The 17,772-nt window shown below is 64.9% G+C and carries 15 protein-coding genes; 6 read left to right on the top strand and 9 right to left on the bottom strand.

The genetic code is table 11. The features are described from left to right. Window positions 1–1,248 (top strand): alpha-hydroxyketone-type quorum-sensing autoinducer synthase, encoded by a 1,248-nt coding sequence (cqsA, locus tag CLU91_RS10900; protein ID WP_100874167.1) that lies wholly within the window; start codon window positions 1–3, stop codon window positions 1,246–1,248. 10 nt (window positions 1,249–1,258) lie between these two features. Here cqsA and CLU91_RS10895 read toward each other — a convergent pair whose 3' ends face one another. The 3 genes from CLU91_RS10895 to CLU91_RS10885 are packed head-to-tail and all read right to left on the bottom strand — an operon-like array spanning window position 1,259 to window position 3,409. Continuing rightward, entirely contained in the window at window positions 1,259–1,726 is a 468-nt protein-coding gene (locus CLU91_RS10895) for a MarR family winged helix-turn-helix transcriptional regulator (RefSeq protein WP_100874166.1), read from the bottom strand. 57 nt (window positions 1,727–1,783) lie between these two features. Continuing rightward, entirely contained in the window at window positions 1,784–2,131 is a 348-nt protein-coding gene (locus CLU91_RS10890) for a GIY-YIG nuclease family protein (RefSeq protein ID WP_100874165.1), read from the bottom strand. Between the two features lie 12 nt (window positions 2,132–2,143). Then, entirely contained in the window at window positions 2,144–3,409 is a 1,266-nt protein-coding gene (locus CLU91_RS10885; RefSeq protein WP_100876686.1) for an MFS transporter, read from the bottom strand. Between the two features lie 123 nt (window positions 3,410–3,532). Here CLU91_RS10885 and CLU91_RS10880 point away from each other — a divergent pair, with 123 nt between their 5' ends. Both CLU91_RS10880 and rmuC read left to right on the top strand, forming a co-directional pair. Continuing rightward, entirely contained in the window at window positions 3,533–3,928 is a 396-nt protein-coding gene (locus CLU91_RS10880) for a group II truncated hemoglobin (RefSeq protein WP_034754244.1), read from the top strand. A gap of 5 nt (window positions 3,929–3,933) precedes the next feature. Further along, the gene (gene rmuC, locus CLU91_RS10875; protein WP_100874164.1) at window positions 3,934–5,319 is read left to right on the top strand and encodes a DNA recombination protein RmuC; all 1,386 of its coding nucleotides are present in this window, start codon (window positions 3,934–3,936) and stop codon (window positions 5,317–5,319) included. Between the two features lie 12 nt (window positions 5,320–5,331). On the opposite strand, the gene CLU91_RS10870 is transcribed toward rmuC, so the two are convergent. From CLU91_RS10870 to CLU91_RS10845, 6 genes are all read right to left on the bottom strand, one after another. Continuing rightward, on the bottom strand, window positions 5,332–6,264 hold the full coding sequence (locus tag CLU91_RS10870; protein ID WP_100874163.1) for an MHFG family PEP-CTERM protein: 933 nt from the start codon (window positions 6,262–6,264) through the stop codon (window positions 5,332–5,334). Window positions 6,265–6,551: 287 nt separating this feature from the next. Further along, a complete protein-coding gene (locus CLU91_RS10865; RefSeq protein WP_100874162.1) occupies window positions 6,552–7,340 on the bottom strand; it encodes a hypothetical protein in 789 nt (262 codons plus the stop codon). Continuing rightward, window positions 7,340–9,199, bottom strand: coding sequence for a molybdopterin molybdotransferase MoeA (moeA, locus tag CLU91_RS10860; RefSeq protein ID WP_100874161.1), 1,860 nt, complete (start codon window positions 9,197–9,199; stop codon window positions 7,340–7,342). The genes CLU91_RS10865 and moeA overlap by 1 nt, the downstream gene beginning before the upstream one ends. Before the next feature lie 61 nt (window positions 9,200–9,260). After that, window positions 9,261–10,382, bottom strand: coding sequence for a GTP 3',8-cyclase MoaA (moaA, locus tag CLU91_RS10855; RefSeq protein WP_100874160.1), 1,122 nt, complete (start codon window positions 10,380–10,382; stop codon window positions 9,261–9,263). A 29-nt stretch (window positions 10,383–10,411) separates the two neighbouring features. After that, complete coding sequence (chrA, locus tag CLU91_RS10850; RefSeq protein WP_100874159.1) at window positions 10,412–11,743, bottom strand: chromate efflux transporter; 1,332 nt, start codon at window positions 11,741–11,743, stop codon at window positions 10,412–10,414. Window positions 11,744–11,831: 88 nt separating this feature from the next. Further along, on the bottom strand, window positions 11,832–14,942 hold the full coding sequence (locus CLU91_RS10845; RefSeq protein WP_100874158.1) for an Rne/Rng family ribonuclease: 3,111 nt from the start codon (window positions 14,940–14,942) through the stop codon (window positions 11,832–11,834). Window positions 14,943–15,639: 697 nt separating this feature from the next. On the opposite strand from CLU91_RS10845, the gene CLU91_RS10840 reads away from it, so the two are divergent. The 3 genes from CLU91_RS10840 to CLU91_RS10830 all read left to right on the top strand — a co-directional run bounded on the left by CLU91_RS10840 (window position 15,640) and on the right by CLU91_RS10830 (window position 17,765). Next, window positions 15,640–16,635 (top strand): RluA family pseudouridine synthase, encoded by a 996-nt coding sequence (locus CLU91_RS10840; protein WP_100874157.1) that lies wholly within the window; start codon window positions 15,640–15,642, stop codon window positions 16,633–16,635. A gap of 90 nt (window positions 16,636–16,725) precedes the next feature. Beyond that, entirely contained in the window at window positions 16,726–17,385 is a 660-nt protein-coding gene (locus CLU91_RS10835) for an HAD-IIIA family hydrolase (protein ID WP_100874156.1), read from the top strand. Beyond that, window positions 17,382–17,765 (top strand): Rieske (2Fe-2S) protein, encoded by a 384-nt coding sequence (locus CLU91_RS10830; protein WP_198521307.1) that lies wholly within the window; start codon window positions 17,382–17,384, stop codon window positions 17,763–17,765. The genes CLU91_RS10835 and CLU91_RS10830 overlap by 4 nt, the downstream gene beginning before the upstream one ends. The last annotated feature ends 7 nt before the right edge of the window (window positions 17,766–17,772 follow it).

Genomic DNA, 17,772 nt, shown 5'->3' with positions numbered 1-17,772 from the left:
ATGACCATCGCTACCAGCTTGCATACCCCATCCTTCGTCCGCGCCGAACACTGCCTGCCCGATTACATCGTGCGGCGCATGGATGCGCATCACATCACGCGCATCGAGCAATTGCTGGGCGGCCAGCATCCCCATGCCTGGCAGCCCACGCCGGCCGATGCCATCTTTCTGGCGGGTAATGATTACCTGTCCATCGCCGCCGAGCCGGTACTGGTGGCGGCCCAGGTGGCATCGTTGCAGGCGAACGCGGGCGGCATGCTGATGTCGGCCGTGTACTTGCAGGAAGGCAGCGAACAGCACCGGCTGGAAAGCCGGCTGGCCCGTTTCATGGGCTGCGAGGATGGCATCCTGGCGCAGTCCGGCATGGCGGCTAACGTCGGCTTGCTGCAGTGTATTGCCGGCCCCGGCATTCCCGTCTACCTCGATATGCAGGCCCATGCGTCGCTGTGGGAAGGCGTGCTGTCGGCCCAGGCCCAGGCCGTCGCTTTTTTGCACAACGACATGACGCATTTGCGGCGGCAGGTGGAAAAGCATGGCCGCGGCGTGATCGTCGTCGATGCCCTGTACAGCACCAACGGCAGCCTGGCGCCGCTGCTGGAATTGCTGGACATCGCCGAGCGCAGCGATTGCGTGGTGGTGGTCGACGAGTCGCACTCGCTGGGCACGCATGGCCCGCAGGGCGCGGGCCTGGTGGAGGAATGGGGACTGGGACACCGCGTGCATTTCCGCACGGCGTCGCTGGCCAAGGCGTTTGCCGGGCGTGCCGGCTTCATCAGCTGTTCCAGCCGCTTCAAGGGATACTTTTTGTCTGAGTCGCGCCCCGCCATCTTCAGTTCCTGCCTGCTGGCGCATGAACTGGCCTGGCTGGGGGCGGCGCTCGATTTCATCATGGGCGCCGACGGGCGCCGCGCCGCCTTGCGGCGCCACACGCTGCAGGTGCGCGAGGGCTTGCGCGAGCTCGGCTACAACGTCAGCGACGGCACGGAGCAGATCGTGGCGCTGGAGGCGGGCGGCGAACCTGCCACCCTGGCCTTGCGCCAGGCGCTGGAACGGCACGGCATCTACGGCGCCATGTTTTGCGCCCCGGCCACGGCGAAGAACCGCGCCCTCGTGCGCCTGACCCTCAATTCCGCCCTCGACGACGCAGACATCGCCAGGCTGCTGGCTGCCTGCGCCGCCATCCGCGACGAGACGGGCATGGAACAGTGGCCATCGACGCGGCGCCTGCGCCGGCTGGCGCTGGTGTAAGGGGAGCGCGTCAGCCGTTGCCGGGCTGGCTGCCCGCGATGCCGGCCAGCAGCATGGATAGCGGTGCCAGCTGCTCCGCGCTGGCGCTGCCCAGCAATTCCTGGCCCAGCGCCTGCGCCGTCGCATCGGCGTGGATCAGCAGGGCTTGCCCCGCCCCGGTGATGACGGCATAGCCGACGCGGGCATCGCGCGCATCGGCCTGGCGCGCCACCAGGCCGATTTTTTCCAGCGGCATCAGCGAGCGCGTGATGCCGGACGCCGTCAGCGCCAGGCGCTCGGCCAGGTCGATGCGGCGCAGGCGCCCGCCGGGCGCGCGCTGCAAGTGGTACAGCAATTGATAATCGCCAAAGCTCAGGCCGTGCAGATTGCCCAGGATGCTGTCGAAGCGGCGCACGATGAGCGCCTGGGCACGCGCGAGGCGCAGGCAGAAGTCCAGCGCGCTGGCGCCGTTCTGCGGTGGGGAAGTGTGATCGGTCATGGTTTTCTTTGTGTTGGCTGCGCAATGCTTGAGTGCGCAAGTGTAAAGCAATACTGCTCAATACAGTGGCTGCCCCTGTTCCTGCCACTGTGCGCGGTGCAGCGCCAGCAGCGCGTCGAGTTCGGCCTCGGCATCGAAGGCGGGATCGCTCGATGGCTTGACGCTGTCGATGATGTCGAAGCGGAAGGCTGCCGCGCCATCGCGCCGCCAGTCCGCCTGCAGGCGGGCGTTGCGGTGCGTGCCCAGCGCGAGTTCGAAGCGGTGGCGGTTCAGCGCGCCAGGCGCGTTGCGGCTGCGTTCGAGCAGCGTGCATCCGCTGGGCAGGTGGCGCAGCGCGATGATGCCCAATGCTGGCGCTTGTTGCCGGTAGGCCGCTTTCAGGGCCGTTTGTCGTGTTTTATCCATGGTGGAACTTTCTCAAGGTAATGATACGGAAGGGGTGCCCGCGATGCGCGGGATGTCCGTCCACAGGGCGGCCGCGATGGCGGCCGCCAGCAGCAGGGCGCCGCCGCAGCAGAACAGTTCGCCTACGCTCAGGTGGCGCAGCAGCGCGCCTGTGGCCGCCGCCGACAGGGGCGCCAGGCCCAGGAAGATGCCCATGAACACAGCCATCGCCCGGCCCAGCATGGCGGGCGCCACGCGCCGCTGTATCCACGTAAAGATGGCCACCTGCAAGTAACCGGACAGCAGGCCCGTGACGGCCAGCAGCGCCGCGCCTTGCCAGGCCGTGCTGATTTGTCCCAGCGCCATCAGCAGCAGGCCGACGACCGCGTCGACGAGCAGCAAGGTGACGCCGAAACGCTGGCGCAGCCAGGCGCCGCCCAGGCTGGATGCCAGCATGCCGGCCAAGGTGCCGGCGCCGTGCGCGCCCATCAGCAGTCCCAGCGCCGCGGCACCGTGCAGGCGCTCGCTGGCCAGCACGGGCAAGGCCACTTGCAGCGGGCCCATGACGAAGAAGGCCACCACCGCCCAGTAGGCATAGCAGCTGCGCAAGGGAAGGTCGCGCCACACCATGGCCAGGCCCGCCACCATGTCTTGCCACATGCCTTGCGCCGCCACCACGGCCAGGGGCCGCAGCGTGACTTGCCGCAAGGTCCAGGCGGAAAACAGAAACGTCAGCGCATCGAGCGCAAAGGCGGCAGCCAGCGCCGCCGTGGAGGTGTGCTGCGCGCCATCGTGGGCGCCGAGCACGAGCGCCGCCAGCAGGGGGCCGGCCAGCAAGGACAACTGGCGTGTGCCCATCTGCAAGCCATTGGCGTTCTGCAGCGACTGCGGCGGCACGGCTTGCGGCAGGATGGCCGTGCCGGCCGGAATGGCGAAGGCGGACGCGACGCCCAGCGCCAGCGCGGCCGCATACGCGAGCGCCACGCTGGCCTGGTCCAGCATCAGCAACCCGGCCAGCGCCAGCAGGATGGCGGCGTTCGCATATTTACTCAGCAGTAGCACGCGCCGGGGCGAGTAACGGTCGGCGATGGTGCCACCCAGCAAGATGAATACGGCGCGCGGGGCGCCCATCAGGGCCACGGCGATGCCCAGGCTGAGGCTATCGCCCGTCAGGCTGAGCACCAGCCAGGGCAGGGCCAGCATGCTGAACTGGTCGCCCAGCATGGACACGAGGCCGCCGCCCAGCAGCCAGCGGAAGTTGGTATTGCGTAGCAAATGTGATTCTGCGGTGGTCGACATGGTGGTTTTGTCCGTGTTTAAAGATTGCATAGTAGTTGATATAAGCTTGAGTGGTCAAGTATATTGCCATTTGTTGTGGCGGGTGCCGCATGGGCCGCCGGCGCTTGCGCTATCATGGCGGCCATGACTGATACCACTGCCCCCACCCTGTACGAGACCATCGGCGGCGCCCCCGTGCTGCGTGAAATGGTCGACCGTTTTTATGATCTGATGGAACTTGAGCCCGAGTTTGCCGGCATCCGCGTCATGCATCCGCCCTCGACGGACGGTTCGCGCGACAAGCTGTACTTCTTCCTGACGGGCTGGATGGGCGGGCCGGACTTGTATATCGAGAAATTCGGCCACCCGCGCCTGCGCGCCCGTCACTTGCCCTACGCCATCGGCACCAGCGAGCGCGACCAGTGGCTGCGCGCCATGGCCTGGGCCATGGAAGACACGGGCATCGAAGAGTCCCTGCGCGTGCGCCTGATGGAATCGTTCTATCAGACGGCCGACTGGATGCGCAACAAACCTGACTGACAGCCATGAGCCCTATCGAGTTTTACAGCCTGCTGGGCGCCGCCATCGTCGCCATCGTTTTATTGCTATTGATCTTGCTGCGCCCGCGTGGCGCGGCCGGCGATGGCGCCACCACCCTGGCCCTGGTGCAGCAGCACCAGCAGCAAAGCCTGGAACGCATCGACCGGGTCGAGCGCGAAGTGCGGCTGCAGCTGCAGGCGTCGGCGCAAGCCACGCGGCAAGACCTGGCCACCAGCCTGGCGCAATTCCAGGCGGCGACCTTGCAACAGCTCGACAGCTTGCGCACGCAGATGCAGGCGCAGGGGAAAGTCGGGCGCGAGGAACAGGCGCAAAGCCTGGCGCGCTTTGCCGACAGTACCAACCAGACCCTGGCGCAGCTGACGGAATCGAATGCGCAGCGCATGCTGGAAGTGCGCGCCACGCTGGAAAACAAGATCCGTGACTTGCAGGCCGACAATGGTGCGCGGCTGGAAGAGATGCGCAAGACGGTCGATGAAAAACTGCATGCCACCCTGGAGACGCGGTTGAGTGCGTCGTTCCAGCAAGTGTCGGAGCGGCTGGAAAAAGTCCACCAGGGACTCGGCGAGATGCAGCAGCTGGCGCTGGGCGTGGGCGACTTGAAGCGGGTACTCACCAACGTCAAGACGCGGGGAACGTGGGGCGAAGTGCAGCTGGAAATGCTGCTGGAGCAGGTACTCACTGTCGACCAGTACGCGAAGAACGTGGAAACGCTGCCGGGCAGCGGCGCGCGTGTGGAATTCGCCCTGAAGTTGCCAGGCATGGTCGACGGCGGTCCGCCCGTGTGGATGCCCATCGATGCGAAATTCCCCAAGGAACAATACGAGCGCCTGGTCGACGCGGCCGAGCGGGCCGATGCGGACGGCGTGGCCGTCGCCGGCCGCGAGCTGGAACGGGCCGTGCGGGGCGAGGCGAAAACCATCGCCGAGAAATACCTGGCACCGCCGCTGACCACCGACTTTGCCATCCTCTTCCTGCCCACGGAAGGATTGTATGCGGAAGTGATGCGCCGGCCGGGACTGGCCGACGAATTGCAGCGTCTGCACCGCGTCAGCATCGCCGGACCGTCCACCCTGACGGCCTTGCTCAACAGTCTGCAGATGGGTTTCCGCACGCTGGCGCTGGAAAAACGTTCGTCGGAAGTGTGGCAAGTGCTGGGCGCCGTCAAGACGGAATTCGGCAAGTTCGGCGACGTACTGTCGCAAACCCGGCTGACCCTGGAAAAGGCGGCGAAAAATATCGAAAGCGCGGAAGTGCGCAGCCGGCAGATGGCGCGCAAATTGAAATCCGTGGAAGCCTTGCCGGGTGAGGCTTCCGCCTTGCTGCTGGGCACGGCGGACGCGGGGCTGTCCGCCGAGGCCGACGGCGAATAGCGCCCCCGGCGTTCAGGCCAGCTTCACCCCTGCCGCTGGCCGGCGGCGCAGCGTGGCGCCGGCCAGCAGCGTCAGTCCCGCCAGCAGCATGGCCCAGGTGTGCGGTTCCGGCACGGCCGGCAAGACGGACAGGTCGGTGGGTGGCACCGAGGGCAGGATGATGGCCGGCACCAGGGACTCGATGACGCTGCTGCCACGCGGCGGTGGTCCGCCGCCGTTGCGCCCGCCGCCGATGCCCGATGGCAGCAGCGTGTTGCTGCCGGTGCGCACGATGTCGAAGGCCCGTACGGGCAGGCTGGCCACCACGGCTGGCGGCAGCCCGCCCGTGAACGAGCCGCTATGCGCGGCGGCGGGATGGTCGATGACGGGCACGCCCGCCGATGGTGCGGCAGGTGCCGCATCGGCCGGTGCGCCACCTGCTGCGGCCCCGCCCGCTGCCGTCCCGCCCGGTTCGGCGCCGCGCGGCGCGGCCGCCGCCTGCGTGATGCGGCTGACATTGCGGCACACGGTGGGCACGAGGATGCAAACGCCCTGCACGCAGTACACGAGTCCCCTTTCCTGCATCTGCTCGCTCCAGCCTGAGCGCGTGACATTGCGGCAGACGCGGCCCGGCCCGAAATGCATGTCGCTGATGCGCGCATCGTAATTGCCTTTGCCGCGGATGGCGTCGCGGCTGATCACGACGATTTCATCGTACTGGCGCGCGCGCATGCGCGCCTTCAATTCTTCGCGCACCTGCGGCGCGATGTCCGGGTAGCGGTCCACGGCGGCCACGACATCGCCCATGAACGGGTCGGCGCCCGGGCGGTTCCAGCTGCAATGCTCCAGCACGTCGGCCCGTGGCGCCCCTTTGGCATAGGCGGGCAGCGGCGCCAGGGACAACATGCCAAGCAGGCAAGCCGCTCCCAGCATGCCGGCGCCCGCGATCCATGATTGGTGTCTCATTAGTAGTTTCCTCGTGAAAACAATATCAAAATTGAATTTTTATGCGAGTTCGGATGTTATCACCGAAGAAACTGTAGCATCAACAAATAAATAAAATAATTACAATTATTGTTGTGTTTATTTATATGTTATTTTAATAAATAGTTAATATTTTTATCTCGATAGGCGTGCGCTTGCCGCGCAGGTCAATTGATTGCGAAGGGGCAATGCGAGCGGCCCGCGCAGGGCGGGCCGTCGTGGTGCTTGAAGAAGAATGTTGAGCGAGCTGGCGCCGCAGCGCCGATCTGCTAGAAAGTGCCCCGGCAGGCAGGTGCGTCGAAGCGGGGATAGCCGATGGCGGGCAGCTTGTGCAGCCACGTGCGCATCAGGCTGCGCGCGCCTTGTGCATCGTGCGGCTGGCCGTCACGCTGCAGATCCGCGGCGAGCGTGGCCAGCTCGGCACAGATGGATTGCTTGCCGGCCTGCGCGGCCAGCAGGGATGCCAGCAGTTCCGGCAGCACGGCCGCCGCTGGCGCCGTCTGGCGCGTGGCGCGGTAGTGCTGCCAGTAGCGCTCGGCGGCATCGCCATCAAAGCTGGGGACGAAACCGAACGTGGCGTCATCGTGGTGCAGGCGGTACACGGTGGGAAAGTAATGCGGACCCGTCAGTTCGCCAGGGAAGCGGTCGCGCCGCAGGACGTCGATGGCCAGCGATCCGTCGCGCTCCACGCGCACGGCACTGGGCGAATCGAACTGGTCCACGCTCACCATGGTGGGCGAGTTGCCTTGCATGAAGATGATCTTGTGCGTGTAATGGCGCCCGCCCAGGTGGCCGCACAGGGCCACATGGCTGTCGTTGAGGACGGTGACGGCCGCAATGGCGCCGCAGCCCGGCTGCAAGGGCGTGTTTTCCTGCCACGCGAGACCTTGATCGGCGGCGCGCACGAGGCTGATGCGGCCCACGGTGGCGCCATGCAAGTCGCCCGGCGCCGTTTCGGTGCGCTCGTCGAAGCGCACCGTGTAACCATTGCTCTGAACTTCGCCGGCATACGCCGCCATGCCCTGCAGCAAGGCCAGTGTCAGAAGTAGATGCTTCATCAGGTCAATCCATGGAATAGTACGATATCGACCAGGTCGCCCGTGGCCACGTTGCCTTGCGCTGCATGCAGCACGATCATGCAATTGGCTTGCGTCATCGAGCGCAGGATGCCGGAGCCTTGTGCCCCCGTCACGCGCACGTGCTGGCGCCCATCCGCACCCCGCTCGACGATGCCGCGCTGGTATTCCGTGCGGCCCCGCTTCTTGCGGATAGTCGCTTGCGCCGCCACTTGCAGCAGCGGCAGGGTGGCCGTGTCCGCATCGGCGCCCATCAGGCGCAGCAGGGTCGGGCGGGCGAGGAAATAAAACGCCGCCATCACGGCCACGGGGTTGCCGGGCAGGCCCAGCAGCAAGGCCGTCTTGCCCTCGCTGGCAATCCGGCCAAAGGCCATGGGGCGGCCCGGGCGCATGTTGATTTGCCAGAAGGCCACTTCACCGAGGCGCGCCAGGATCTCGCGCGTAAAATCGGCCGCGCCGCTGGACACGCCGCCCGAGGTGATGATGACGTCGGCCGAGGCGCAGGCGCCGCGCAGGGCCGCTTCCAGCGCTTGCGGATCATCCTTGACGATGCCCATGTCGAGCACGTCGCAGCCCAAACGGGTCAGCATGCCTAGCAGGGTGTAGCGGTTGCTGTCGTAGATGCAGCCCGCCTCCAGCGCTTCGCCGATCGAGCGCAATTCGTCGCCGGTGGAAAAGAAGGCCACGCGCAGGCGCCGGCGCACGGGCACCGTGGCGATGCCCAGCGAGGCCAGCAAGCCCAGTTCGGCCGGTCCGAGTAGTTTGCCCTGCAGCAGCGCAGGCTGGCCCTGCATCAAGTCTTCCCCCTTGAAGCGGCGGTTGTCGCCGGGGCGGATGCAGTCGGGCGCGATGGTGATGCTGTGCTCGCTGGCTTGCCGCACCAGTTCCTGCGGCACCACGCTGTCGCAGCCATCGGGCATGACGGCGCCCGTCATGATGCGCGCGCATTGCCCGCGCCCGACGTTGACGGTGCCGGGACGCCCGGCCAGGATGGTGTCGACCACGGTCAGGGTGACGGGAGTGTCGCCGCCGAGGTCGGCCCCAAGGTCAGCCCCATGCAGCGCATAACCATCCATGGCGGAATTGTCGTGCGCGGGCACGCTGATGGGCGAGATGATGTCGGCCGCCAGGATGCGCTCGAACGCTTGCGGCAACGGCAGTTCCTCGATTTCGGCGACGGGCGCGACGCTGTCGGCCAGGATGGCTTGCGCCATCGGCACGGACAGGCCCTGCGCCTGCAGGGCGGCCAGCTCGTCCGGGGTATTGATGTTGCCGAACGCGGCGCCATCCTCGAACACGACCTCGGCCAGCTTCAGGGGGCCGTGCCAGCTGCGCATGCGGCGCTCGCCGGCGCGCAGATAAGCGTCCAGCTGGGGCAGCGCGGATGTTTTCACCAGGCAAAAGACGGGATGGGGGCGGCGCACCGTCGAGCCCGTCGCCGGGTCGGTCTCTTCGGTGACGGCGATGGCCAGGTCGGCATCGTTGTCGAGCAGGCCGGCCGCCAGGCGCGCTGCCAGGTCGGGCGGCAGCAGGGGTGAGTCGCAGGGCACGGTCAGCAGGTAGGGCGTGCTGGCGTGCTGCATGCCGCTGTGTAGACCCGCCAGCGGACCGAGCTGGCCCGGCAGCAGATCTGGCCAGACGGGCAGGCCGAAGCGCGCGTAATCGCCGGCATCGGCGTGGACGCTGATGGCCAGCTGGCCCACTTGCGGCGCCAGGCGCTGCAGCACGTGGCGCGCCAGAGGCTGGCCATGCAGGGGCAGCATGCCCTTGTCGCGCTGGCCCATGCGCGTGCCGAGGCCGCCGGCCAGGATCAGGCCGGTAATGTCGTGTGTGTTGATCATGTCAGGTAGGAAGTGGGTGCATGCGCCATGGTAGCAGCGGCGGGCCTGCGCCGCGCCTGATTCAGCCGCCGATGTACGACATTTCCACTTTCTTTTTACCGTGCTCAAGCGTGGTGCCCGTCAAATCCGTCTGGCTGGTACGCAATTGCGAATAGCGGTCGCCGCGGCCGCGCCACAGCTGCGCCACGGCCGAGGAGATTTCCGCGTCGCTGCGGCCGCCGCGCAGCAGGCTGCGCAAGTCGTGGCCGCTGCTGGCGAACAGACACGTGTACAGCTTGCCCTCGGTCGAGAGGCGGGCGCGGCTGCAGTCGGCGCAGAACGCTTGCGTGACGCTGGAAATGAGGCCGATTTCGCCGCCGCCATCGGCATAGCGCCAGCGCGCCGCCGTCTCGCCCGTGTAGTTGGGGTTGATGGGCAGCAAGGGCATGTGTGCACCGATGCGGCGCACCACTTCAGCGGACGGGATGACTTCCTGCAAGTTCCAGCCGTTCGAGGCACCCACGTCCATGTACTCGATGAAGCGCAAGATGTAAGGCGTATCCTTGAAGTGGCGCGCCATGGGCACGATTTCCTGCTCGTTCATGCCGGCCTTGACGACCATGTTGATCTTGATCGGGCCCAGGCCCGCCGCATGGGCCGCGTCGATGCCGTGCAGCACGTCGGCCACGGCGAAATCGACGTCGTTCATGCGCTTGAAGGTGGCGTCGTCGAGCGAGTCGAGCGACACGGTGACCCGGTTCAGGCCCGCATCCCTGAGTGCCTGCGCTTTTCTGGCCAGCAAGGAACCGTTGGTCGTCAGGGTCAGGTCCAGCGGCTGGCCCGACGGCGTGCGCAGGGCGGCCAGCATGGCGATGAGCTTTTCGATATTCTTGCGCAGCAGCGGTTCGCCGCCCGTCAGGCGGATCTTTTCCACGCCGTGTTCAACGAACAGGCGCGCGACGCGCGTGATTTCCTCGAACGACAGCAAGTCCGTGTGCGGCAGATACACGTGGTTCTTGTCGAACACGTCCTTGGGCATGCAATACACGCAACGGAAATTGCAGCGGTCGGTAATCGAGATGCGCAAGTCGTGCAGGGGCCGGCCCAGGCTGTCGGCCACGTTGCCGCTCGGGCTTTCCAGCTGCGCGGGGATCGCCGGTACCCCATTGCGGGCCTCGGCGAGGTAGATAATCTTGTCAGCCATGAAAGGTGATACCACTTACGTTAAATCGGTCAAGGCAGATACGATAGCACGAGGCCGAAGATGGCACAGGCGAGCAGCAATTTGATGGTGCCCACTTGAAACCGGATCAGCGCCACGCCGGCCGCCAGCGCGATGAGCATCGCCAGCCAATCCCAGTGCGGCAGCGGGTTTGCTTGCCAGAAGACGTGGCGGCCAAAGAACAGGGCCAGGCTGGCGATGACGCCGACCACGGCCGCCGAAATGGCCGTCAGGGGCGCGCTCAGGCGCAGATTGCCGCGCGACGCCTCCACCAGCGGCGCGCCGGCCAGGATGAAGATAAACGAGGGCAGGAAAGTAAACCAGCTGGCGACGAACGCGCCGCATATGCCCGCCAGCCACAGCTGTTCTCCCGTCACGGCATGGCTCCAGCCGCCGACAAAGCCGATGAAGGCGACGATCATGATCAGGGGGCCGGGCGTCGTTTCGCCCAGCGCCAGGCCATCCATCATCTGCGCGCTCGTGATCCAGTGGTAATGGTCGGCGGCGCCTTGCACCAGATAGGGCAGCACGGCATACGCGCCGCCGAACGTCAGCAGGGCGGCCTTGCTGAAAAACACGCCCATCTGCGCCAGCGGCTGGTCCGCACCGCCCGCCAGCGCCAGGCCCAGCCAGGTGAAGAAGGCCAGCGCCAGGCCCACGGCGGCCGTGGCCAGCAGGCGCGGCCATTTGAGCTGCGCGTGCTCCGGCGTGGGCGTGTCGTCATCGATCAGGGCGGCGCCGTAGCGGGCCGCGCCACCGTGCCCCGTGGCGCCGGTATGGAATTGGGCCGGCAGCCAGCGCCCGCCCGCCATGCCCAGCAGGGCGGCAGCGAGCACGATCAGCGGAAATGGCAGCCGTAGCGCGGCGATGGCGACAAATGCGACCGCCGCGATGGCGATCAGGCCGGGACTGCGCAAGGTGCGTCGGCCCAGGCGCCAGGCGGCCGCCAGCACGATGGCGACGACGGCCGGCTTGATGCCGTACAGGATGCCGGCGATGGCGCCCACGTGGCCATACGCCATGTACAGCCAGGACAGGGCGATCAGCAGCAGCAGCGAGGGCAGCAAAAACAGCAGGCCCGCCACCAGCGCGCCGCGCGTGCGGTGCATCAGCCAGCCGATGTAGATGGCCAGCTGGGTCGCTTCCGGCCCCGGCAGCAGCATGCAGTAGTTAAGGGCGTGCAGGAAACGCTGTTCGGAAATCCAGCGCCGTTTTTCCACCAGTTCCGCATGCATCATGGCGATTTGCCCGGCCGGGCCGCCAAAGCTGACGCAGCCCAGCTTGAGCCAGTACCAGAAGGCGCTGCGCAGGCTGACGGGGGAAGGAGAGGCGTGCTCGTGCATGGCGGATGGCTGGCAAAAAAGTGGACGTAAAAAAGGGGAAGCCTGAGCTTCCCCTTTCATCATTGGCGGCTGGGCGAACCCGGCCCGCTTATGGACGCTGCGTGTTGACCTGGATCAACGGCTCATCCGATTGCGGCGGCAATGGCTTGCGTTCGCGCGGCTTGCGCACGGGAGCGACTGCCTTGGCGGCCGCTTCCTGCGCCAGGCGCAGTTTTTCCGGATCGGTGGCAGCCAGGGTCAGACCGGCCGAACCGAGCACCGCGTTCAAGTCCAGCGGCGCGGCCACTGGTGCTGCCGGTGCCGGAGCAGCGGCAGGAACAGGAACAGGAGCTGGCGCAACTTCGGCAACTACCGGGGCAGCTTCCACCACGGCCGGTGCCGCTTCGGCGACTGGCGCTGCTGCTGGAACTTCTTCCACCACAGCGACGGTTTCCACGACAGCAACCGTTTCAACGACTGGCGCCGCTTCGACGATGACTTCCGCTGGAGCAGGTGCTGGTGCAACTTCCGCTTTCTCGGCGAAGCTGTACTCGGCAGCTGGTGCCGGTTCGGCAGCGGCTGGTTCAGCTTGCGCTGCAGCAACGACGGGCTCCACAGGGGCTGGCGGTACGATCACTTCCGCGGCAGGGGCGGCTTCTTCAACCTTGGCCACTTCCACCACTTCGACCACTTCCACGACTTCAGCCACGACGGCAGCTTCCACTGGCGCAGCGACGGCCACGACAGCGGCGGCAGCCACGACGGCGACCGGAGCGGCATCCGTTGCCGCTTCCGGCGCCGGAGCGACCGTAAAGCTGATCGCTGGTGCGTCCTGGCCTTCGTTGTCACCATTTGCCGATTCGATCAGCTCGCCCGTTTCGCGGTCGCGGCGGTTGCGGTTGCGGCCACCACGACGACGGCGGCGGCGCGGTTCTTCGCCTTCCACGTCGCTTTCCGACTCTTCGCCTTCAGGACCGGCATTGACCGGCGCTTTCAGCAGGTTGGCCGGTGCGGCGTCCGATTCAGGGCCGTTTGACGCCACGACCACATTGACCGCGCTGGCGGTGGCGCCAACCAGGGCCAGCTCGTCAGCTTTCACTTCAGCAACAACAGCCTTGTCGGCGCGTGGTTCGCGGCCTTCGCGTGGCTGGCGTGGCGGACGTTCGGCGCGTTCCGGGCGCTCTGCGCGCTCAGGACGTTCCGCGCGTTCCGGACGCTCGCCGCGTTCGCGTGGTGCCGCCGTTGCATCGCCACCTTCGCGCGCTTCACGCGGTTCGCGTGGCGGACGCGGTGGGCGTGGCGGACGGGCCGCCTTTTCCAGTGCTTCCGCTTCCTTGGCAGCGTCGTCCAGGGCTGGACGGGCCTGGCCTGGTTCGCGTTCTTCGCGGCCAGGCTTGCCGTTGCGGCCACGGCCACGCGGGCCACGGCTGTTGCGGTCGCCACGGTCGGCGCCGGCCGGCTTGGCTGGAGCGACAGGAGCGGGCGCTGGTGCCACCGGTGCCGGAGCGCCGGTGAAGAAGCTGATGATCTTGGCGATCAGGCCCTGTGGTGCGGCAGGCGCGGCCACTGGAGCCGGTTTCGCTTCGACGGGCTTGCGCTCGACCAGCGGTGCCGGCTGGTCAGGGGTGATCGTCTTGACGACGGCTTCCTGGCGCGGCTTGGCTTCTTCCTTCTGGCGCTTGCTGTAAGCCATGTCGGTTTCAGCGCTTTCGGCCAGGTTGTAGCTGGCCTGGCTGTCTTCCAGACGCGGATCGTCGTGCTTGATGCGTTCCAGCTTGTAATGCGGCGTTTCCAGATGCTTGTTCGGGATCAGGATCACGGCAATGCGGTGGCGGTTTTCGATCTTCAGCACTTCGCCGCGCTTTTCGTTGAGCAGGAAGGCGCCCACGTCCACGGGCACTTGCACGTGGATGGTGGCCGAGTTTTCCTTCATCGCCTCTTCCTGGATGATGCGCAGCACCTGCAGGGCGGACGATTCCGTATCGCGGATGTGGCCGGTGCCGGAGCAGCGCGGGCACGTCACGTGCGAGCCTTCGGACAGCGAAGGGCGCAGGCGCTGGCGCGACAGTTCCATCAGGCCGAAGCGCGAAATCTTGCCCATTTGCACGCGGGCACGGTCATGGTGCAGCGCATCTTTCAAACGCTGTTCCACTTCGCGCTGGTTCTTCGCCACTTCCATGTCGATGAAGTCGATGACGATCAAGCCGCCCAAGTCGCGCAAGCGCAGCTGGCGGGCCACTTCTTCGGCCGCTTCGCAGTTGGTGTTGAAGGCGGTCGTCTCGATGTCCGAGCCGCGCGTGGCGCGGGCCGAGTTGACGTCGACGGACACCAGCGCTTCGGTGTGGTCGATCACGATGGCGCCGCCCGATGGCAGCGGCACGGTGCGGCTGTACGCCGTTTCGATCTGGTGTTCGATCTGGAAGCGCGAGAACAGCGGCACGTCGTCGCTGTAGCGTTTTACGCGGTGCACCATGTCGGGCATCACGTGGCTCATGAACTGGTGCGCCTGGTCGTAGATCTCGTCGGTGTCGATCAGGATCTCGCCGATGTCGGGCTGGAAGTAGTCGCGGATGGCGCGGATGACGAGCGACGATTCCTGGTAGATCAGGAAAGCGCCGTTGGCCGACTTGCCGGCGCCTTCGATGGCGCGCCACAGTTGCATCAGGTAATTCAAGTCCCACTGCAGTTCATCGACGTTGCGGCCGATGCCTGCCGTGCGGGCAATGACGGACATGCCAGCTGGCAAGTCCAGTTTATCCATGGTTTCGCGCAATTCCTGGCGCTCTTCACCTTCCACGCGGCGCGATACGCCACCGCCACGCGGGTTGTTCGGCATCAAGACCAGGTAACGGCCGGCCAGCGAAACGAACGAGGTCAGGGCAGCACCCTTGTTGCCGCGCTCTTCCTTTTCCACTTGCACCATGATTTCCTGGCCTTCGCGCAGCGCTTCCTTGACGGAAGCGTTACGCACGTCGACGCCTTCGCGGAAATACGTGCGGGCAACTTCCTTGAAAGGCAGGAAGCCGTGGCGGTCTTCGCCATAGCTGACGAAGCACGCTTCGAGCGATGGCTCGATACGCGTGATGACGCCCTTGTAGATGTTGGATTTGCGCTGTTCGCGCCCGGCTGTCTCGATATCGATGTCGATCAGTTTTTGTCCGTCGACAATCGCTACGCGCAGTTCTTCTTGCTGCGTGGCATTAAACAACATGCGTTTCATTTTTATAACTCCGCGACCCGTAGGCCATCTCAAAGCCGCTTCCGGGGAAGCGGCGAAAGTACAGGGATATATGCGAGAACGGGAGTGTTGGCGGGGGAAATGCCCAGGCGTGCGGAGCAACAACGCGTACGAGATATGCGTTACGGCCGCAACAGGCGCGGTGAGGTCAATCGTCATGCCGAGTGCACAGGACACTTGCAACTCATCTGAAACAGCCCGGATGAGAATGAACTGCATCGGGGGCAGAGAATGCAAGTGGTCAGCAAATTCAGAGCCAAAATCGTTAGCCGGCTCATTACAGGGATCGCGATGGCGAGGCTTGGCCTCAGCCTATCATCGACAACCCTCAGTATTTGGCCACATACGGGGTTTGGCGAAAACGGCAAGCGTTATCAACTTCATCAACCCGCGAGCCCGACTCGATAAGTCGCGCTAACGGGTACTTATCCTTATAATCCCACACTCACTTCTGCATCTCCACGCGTTATCCGATTACAACTACGGTGCAACCTTGATTCGCGCAGGGATGGTGCATATACATTTTTTTCCACCGAATTTGCAATTTGGCGAGGCCGGTGGAGACGCCCCTGTGTAAAATGTGCTTTTATTCTTACACTCGCAGCAGCCAGGGCCGCAGCAAAAACAATTATATATTCAAAATGAAGGACTTAGAGAGATTTCTGGGAAGACATAGTAAATGAAGAGTCAAAAAGATGTTGTTCCCCCTTCAACACCCCCGGTTCAGCCGCAAGCCCAATTCGTAACGATCGCCGAAGAGGAAGCAGGCCAGCGCATCGACAACTACTTATTAAGAGTGTGCAAGGGAGTGCCTAAAAGCCACATCTACCGGATCTTGCGATCGGGAGAAGTGCGGGTTAATAAAGGCCGTATCGATCAGCTGTACCGTCTCGCCGCCGGCGACGTGGTGCGCATTCCACCCGTGCGCGTGGCCGAAAAGGCCCCCACGGGCGCGCCAGCGGCCGAATTTTCGATCATCTTCGAAGATGCGCAGCTGCTCGTCATCGACAAGCCGGCCGGTGTGGCCGTGCACGGCGGCTCGGGCGTCTCGTTCGGCGTGATCGAGCAATTGCGCGCCTCGCGCCCCGACGCCAAGTTTTTGGAACTGGTGCACCGCCTGGACCGCGACACGTCCGGCTTGCTGTTGCTGGCGAAGAAACGTTCCGCGTTGACGAACTTGCACGAACAGATGCGCGACGGGGTCACGGACAAGCGCTACCTGGTGCTGGTGGCCGGCGACTGGAAGAATGCGCGCCAGCATATCAAGTTGCCATTGCACAAATATACGACGGCCGAGGGCGAGCGCCGGGTGGCCGTGCAAGCCGATGGCCTGGCGTCGCACACGGTGTTTTCACTGTTGCATAAATATCACAACTTTGCCTTGCTGGAAGCGGAATTGAAGACGGGACGCACGCACCAGATCCGCGTGCACCTGTCTTCGTCCGGTTTCCCCATCGCGGGCGACGATAAATATGGCGACTTTGCTCTCAACCGTGCCCTGTTGAAAGCCGACAGCACGCGCGGCGCCCTGAAACGCATGTTCCTGCACGCGCACCAGATCACGTTTACGCATCCGGAAACGGGCAAGACGATGACTCTGAATGCGCCGCTGGCTGCTGAATGCGAGCGTTTCTTGGTAAGCTTGGGCAAACCATTGGCCGTTGCCGCACGATAGCTCTGCATCGCGTGCGTGCGACACTACTCACAAGGTAGTCAGTCGCCATCATTCATTCTCAAGGAGCCGGCGGCTTTGCCGTCGGGAAACATGGCAAGAAAGCAATTTGATCTGATCGTCTTCGATTGGGACGGTACCCTGATAGACAGTACCTCGACCATCGTCAAGTGCATCCAGGCGTCGGCGAAAGACCTGGGCTTGCCCATTCCCACCGAGTTGCTCGCTTCGCACGTGATCGGCCTGGGCTTGCAGGAAGCGATGCAGCTGGTGATGCCCGATGTGGAGCCGAAATTCCATGCGCGCATGGCCGAGCGCTACCGCTATCACTACCTGTCGCGCGACCATGAGCTGACCCTGTTTCCCGGCGTACAGGAAATGTTGCAGGAACTGTCGCAGCAAGCGTACTTTCTGGCGGTGGCCACGGGCAAGAGCCGTGTCGGCCTGAATCGTTCGCTGAATGCCGTCAAGCTGCTGTCGCTGTTCGATGCGACGCGCTGCGCCGATGAAACGTTTTCCAAGCCCCATCCGGCCATGCTGCAGGAACTGACGCGCGAACTGGGGCAGGATATGCGCCGCACCGTGATGATCGGCGACACCAGTCATGATTTGTTGATGGCAAACAATGCAGGCGCGGCCGGTGTTGCCGTAGAGTATGGGGCGCATCCTGTGGAGCAGTTGCAAGCTTGCAATCCCCTGTATTCGGCCGCCACGGTGGCCGATCTGCACCAATGGCTGAGCGAGCACGCATGATGAGCGATGTTGTGGAAGTGTTGATTTGTGCCGCCGACGCGGTGGCCGATGGCGGCAAGGGCGTGCGCTTTCCCGTCTCGGCCGGTGGCGAAGCGACCACGGGCTTTGTCGTGCGCCACGGCGGCAAGGCATATGGCTACTTGAACCGCTGCGCCCACGTGCCGATCGAACTGGACTGGGCCGAGGGCGAGTTTTTCGAGTCCAGCGGCTTGTACCTGATGTGTTCGACGCATGGCGCCATCTATGTGCCGGAGAGCGGCTTGTGCGCGGGCGGCCCCTGCAAGGGTGGACGCTTGCGTCCGATACCCGTGAGCGAGCGCGATGGCCAGCTGTACTGGCAGCCCGATGAGTATGTCCAGCCGCTGCCGGCCTTATTGTAATTTAAGC

The sequence above is a fragment of the Janthinobacterium sp. 64 genome (assembly GCF_002813325.1).
Taxonomy (GTDB): Bacteria; Pseudomonadota; Gammaproteobacteria; order Burkholderiales; family Burkholderiaceae_D; genus Janthinobacterium.
This window is presented reverse-complemented; position numbering and strand designations above follow the sequence as displayed.

Excerpts from the sequence above, each read along its gene's own strand:
- cqsA (WP_100874167.1), top strand. The coding sequence starts at position 1 with ATGACCATCGCTACCAGCTTGCATACCCCATCCTTCGTCCGCGCCGAA.
- CLU91_RS10895 (WP_100874166.1), bottom strand. The coding sequence starts at position 1,726 with ATGACCGATCACACTTCCCCACCGCAGAACGGCGCCAGCGCGCTGGAC.
- CLU91_RS10890 (WP_100874165.1), bottom strand. The coding sequence starts at position 2,131 with ATGGATAAAACACGACAAACGGCCCTGAAAGCGGCCTACCGGCAACAA.
- CLU91_RS10885 (WP_100876686.1), bottom strand. The coding sequence starts at position 3,409 with ATGTCGACCACCGCAGAATCACATTTGCTACGCAATACCAACTTCCGC.
- CLU91_RS10880 (WP_034754244.1), top strand. The coding sequence starts at position 3,533 with ATGACTGATACCACTGCCCCCACCCTGTACGAGACCATCGGCGGCGCC.
- rmuC (WP_100874164.1), top strand. The coding sequence starts at position 3,934 with ATGAGCCCTATCGAGTTTTACAGCCTGCTGGGCGCCGCCATCGTCGCC.
- CLU91_RS10870 (WP_100874163.1), bottom strand. The coding sequence starts at position 6,264 with ATGAGACACCAATCATGGATCGCGGGCGCCGGCATGCTGGGAGCGGCT.
- CLU91_RS10865 (WP_100874162.1), bottom strand. The coding sequence starts at position 7,340 with ATGAAGCATCTACTTCTGACACTGGCCTTGCTGCAGGGCATGGCGGCG.
- moeA (WP_100874161.1), bottom strand. The coding sequence starts at position 9,199 with ATGATCAACACACACGACATTACCGGCCTGATCCTGGCCGGCGGCCTC.
- moaA (WP_100874160.1), bottom strand. The coding sequence starts at position 10,382 with ATGGCTGACAAGATTATCTACCTCGCCGAGGCCCGCAATGGGGTACCG.
- chrA (WP_100874159.1), bottom strand. The coding sequence starts at position 11,743 with ATGCACGAGCACGCCTCTCCTTCCCCCGTCAGCCTGCGCAGCGCCTTC.
- CLU91_RS10845 (WP_100874158.1), bottom strand. The coding sequence starts at position 14,942 with ATGAAACGCATGTTGTTTAATGCCACGCAGCAAGAAGAACTGCGCGTA.
- CLU91_RS10840 (WP_100874157.1), top strand. The coding sequence starts at position 15,640 with ATGAAGAGTCAAAAAGATGTTGTTCCCCCTTCAACACCCCCGGTTCAG.
- CLU91_RS10835 (WP_100874156.1), top strand. The coding sequence starts at position 16,726 with ATGGCAAGAAAGCAATTTGATCTGATCGTCTTCGATTGGGACGGTACC.
- CLU91_RS10830 (WP_198521307.1), top strand. The coding sequence starts at position 17,382 with ATGATGAGCGATGTTGTGGAAGTGTTGATTTGTGCCGCCGACGCGGTG.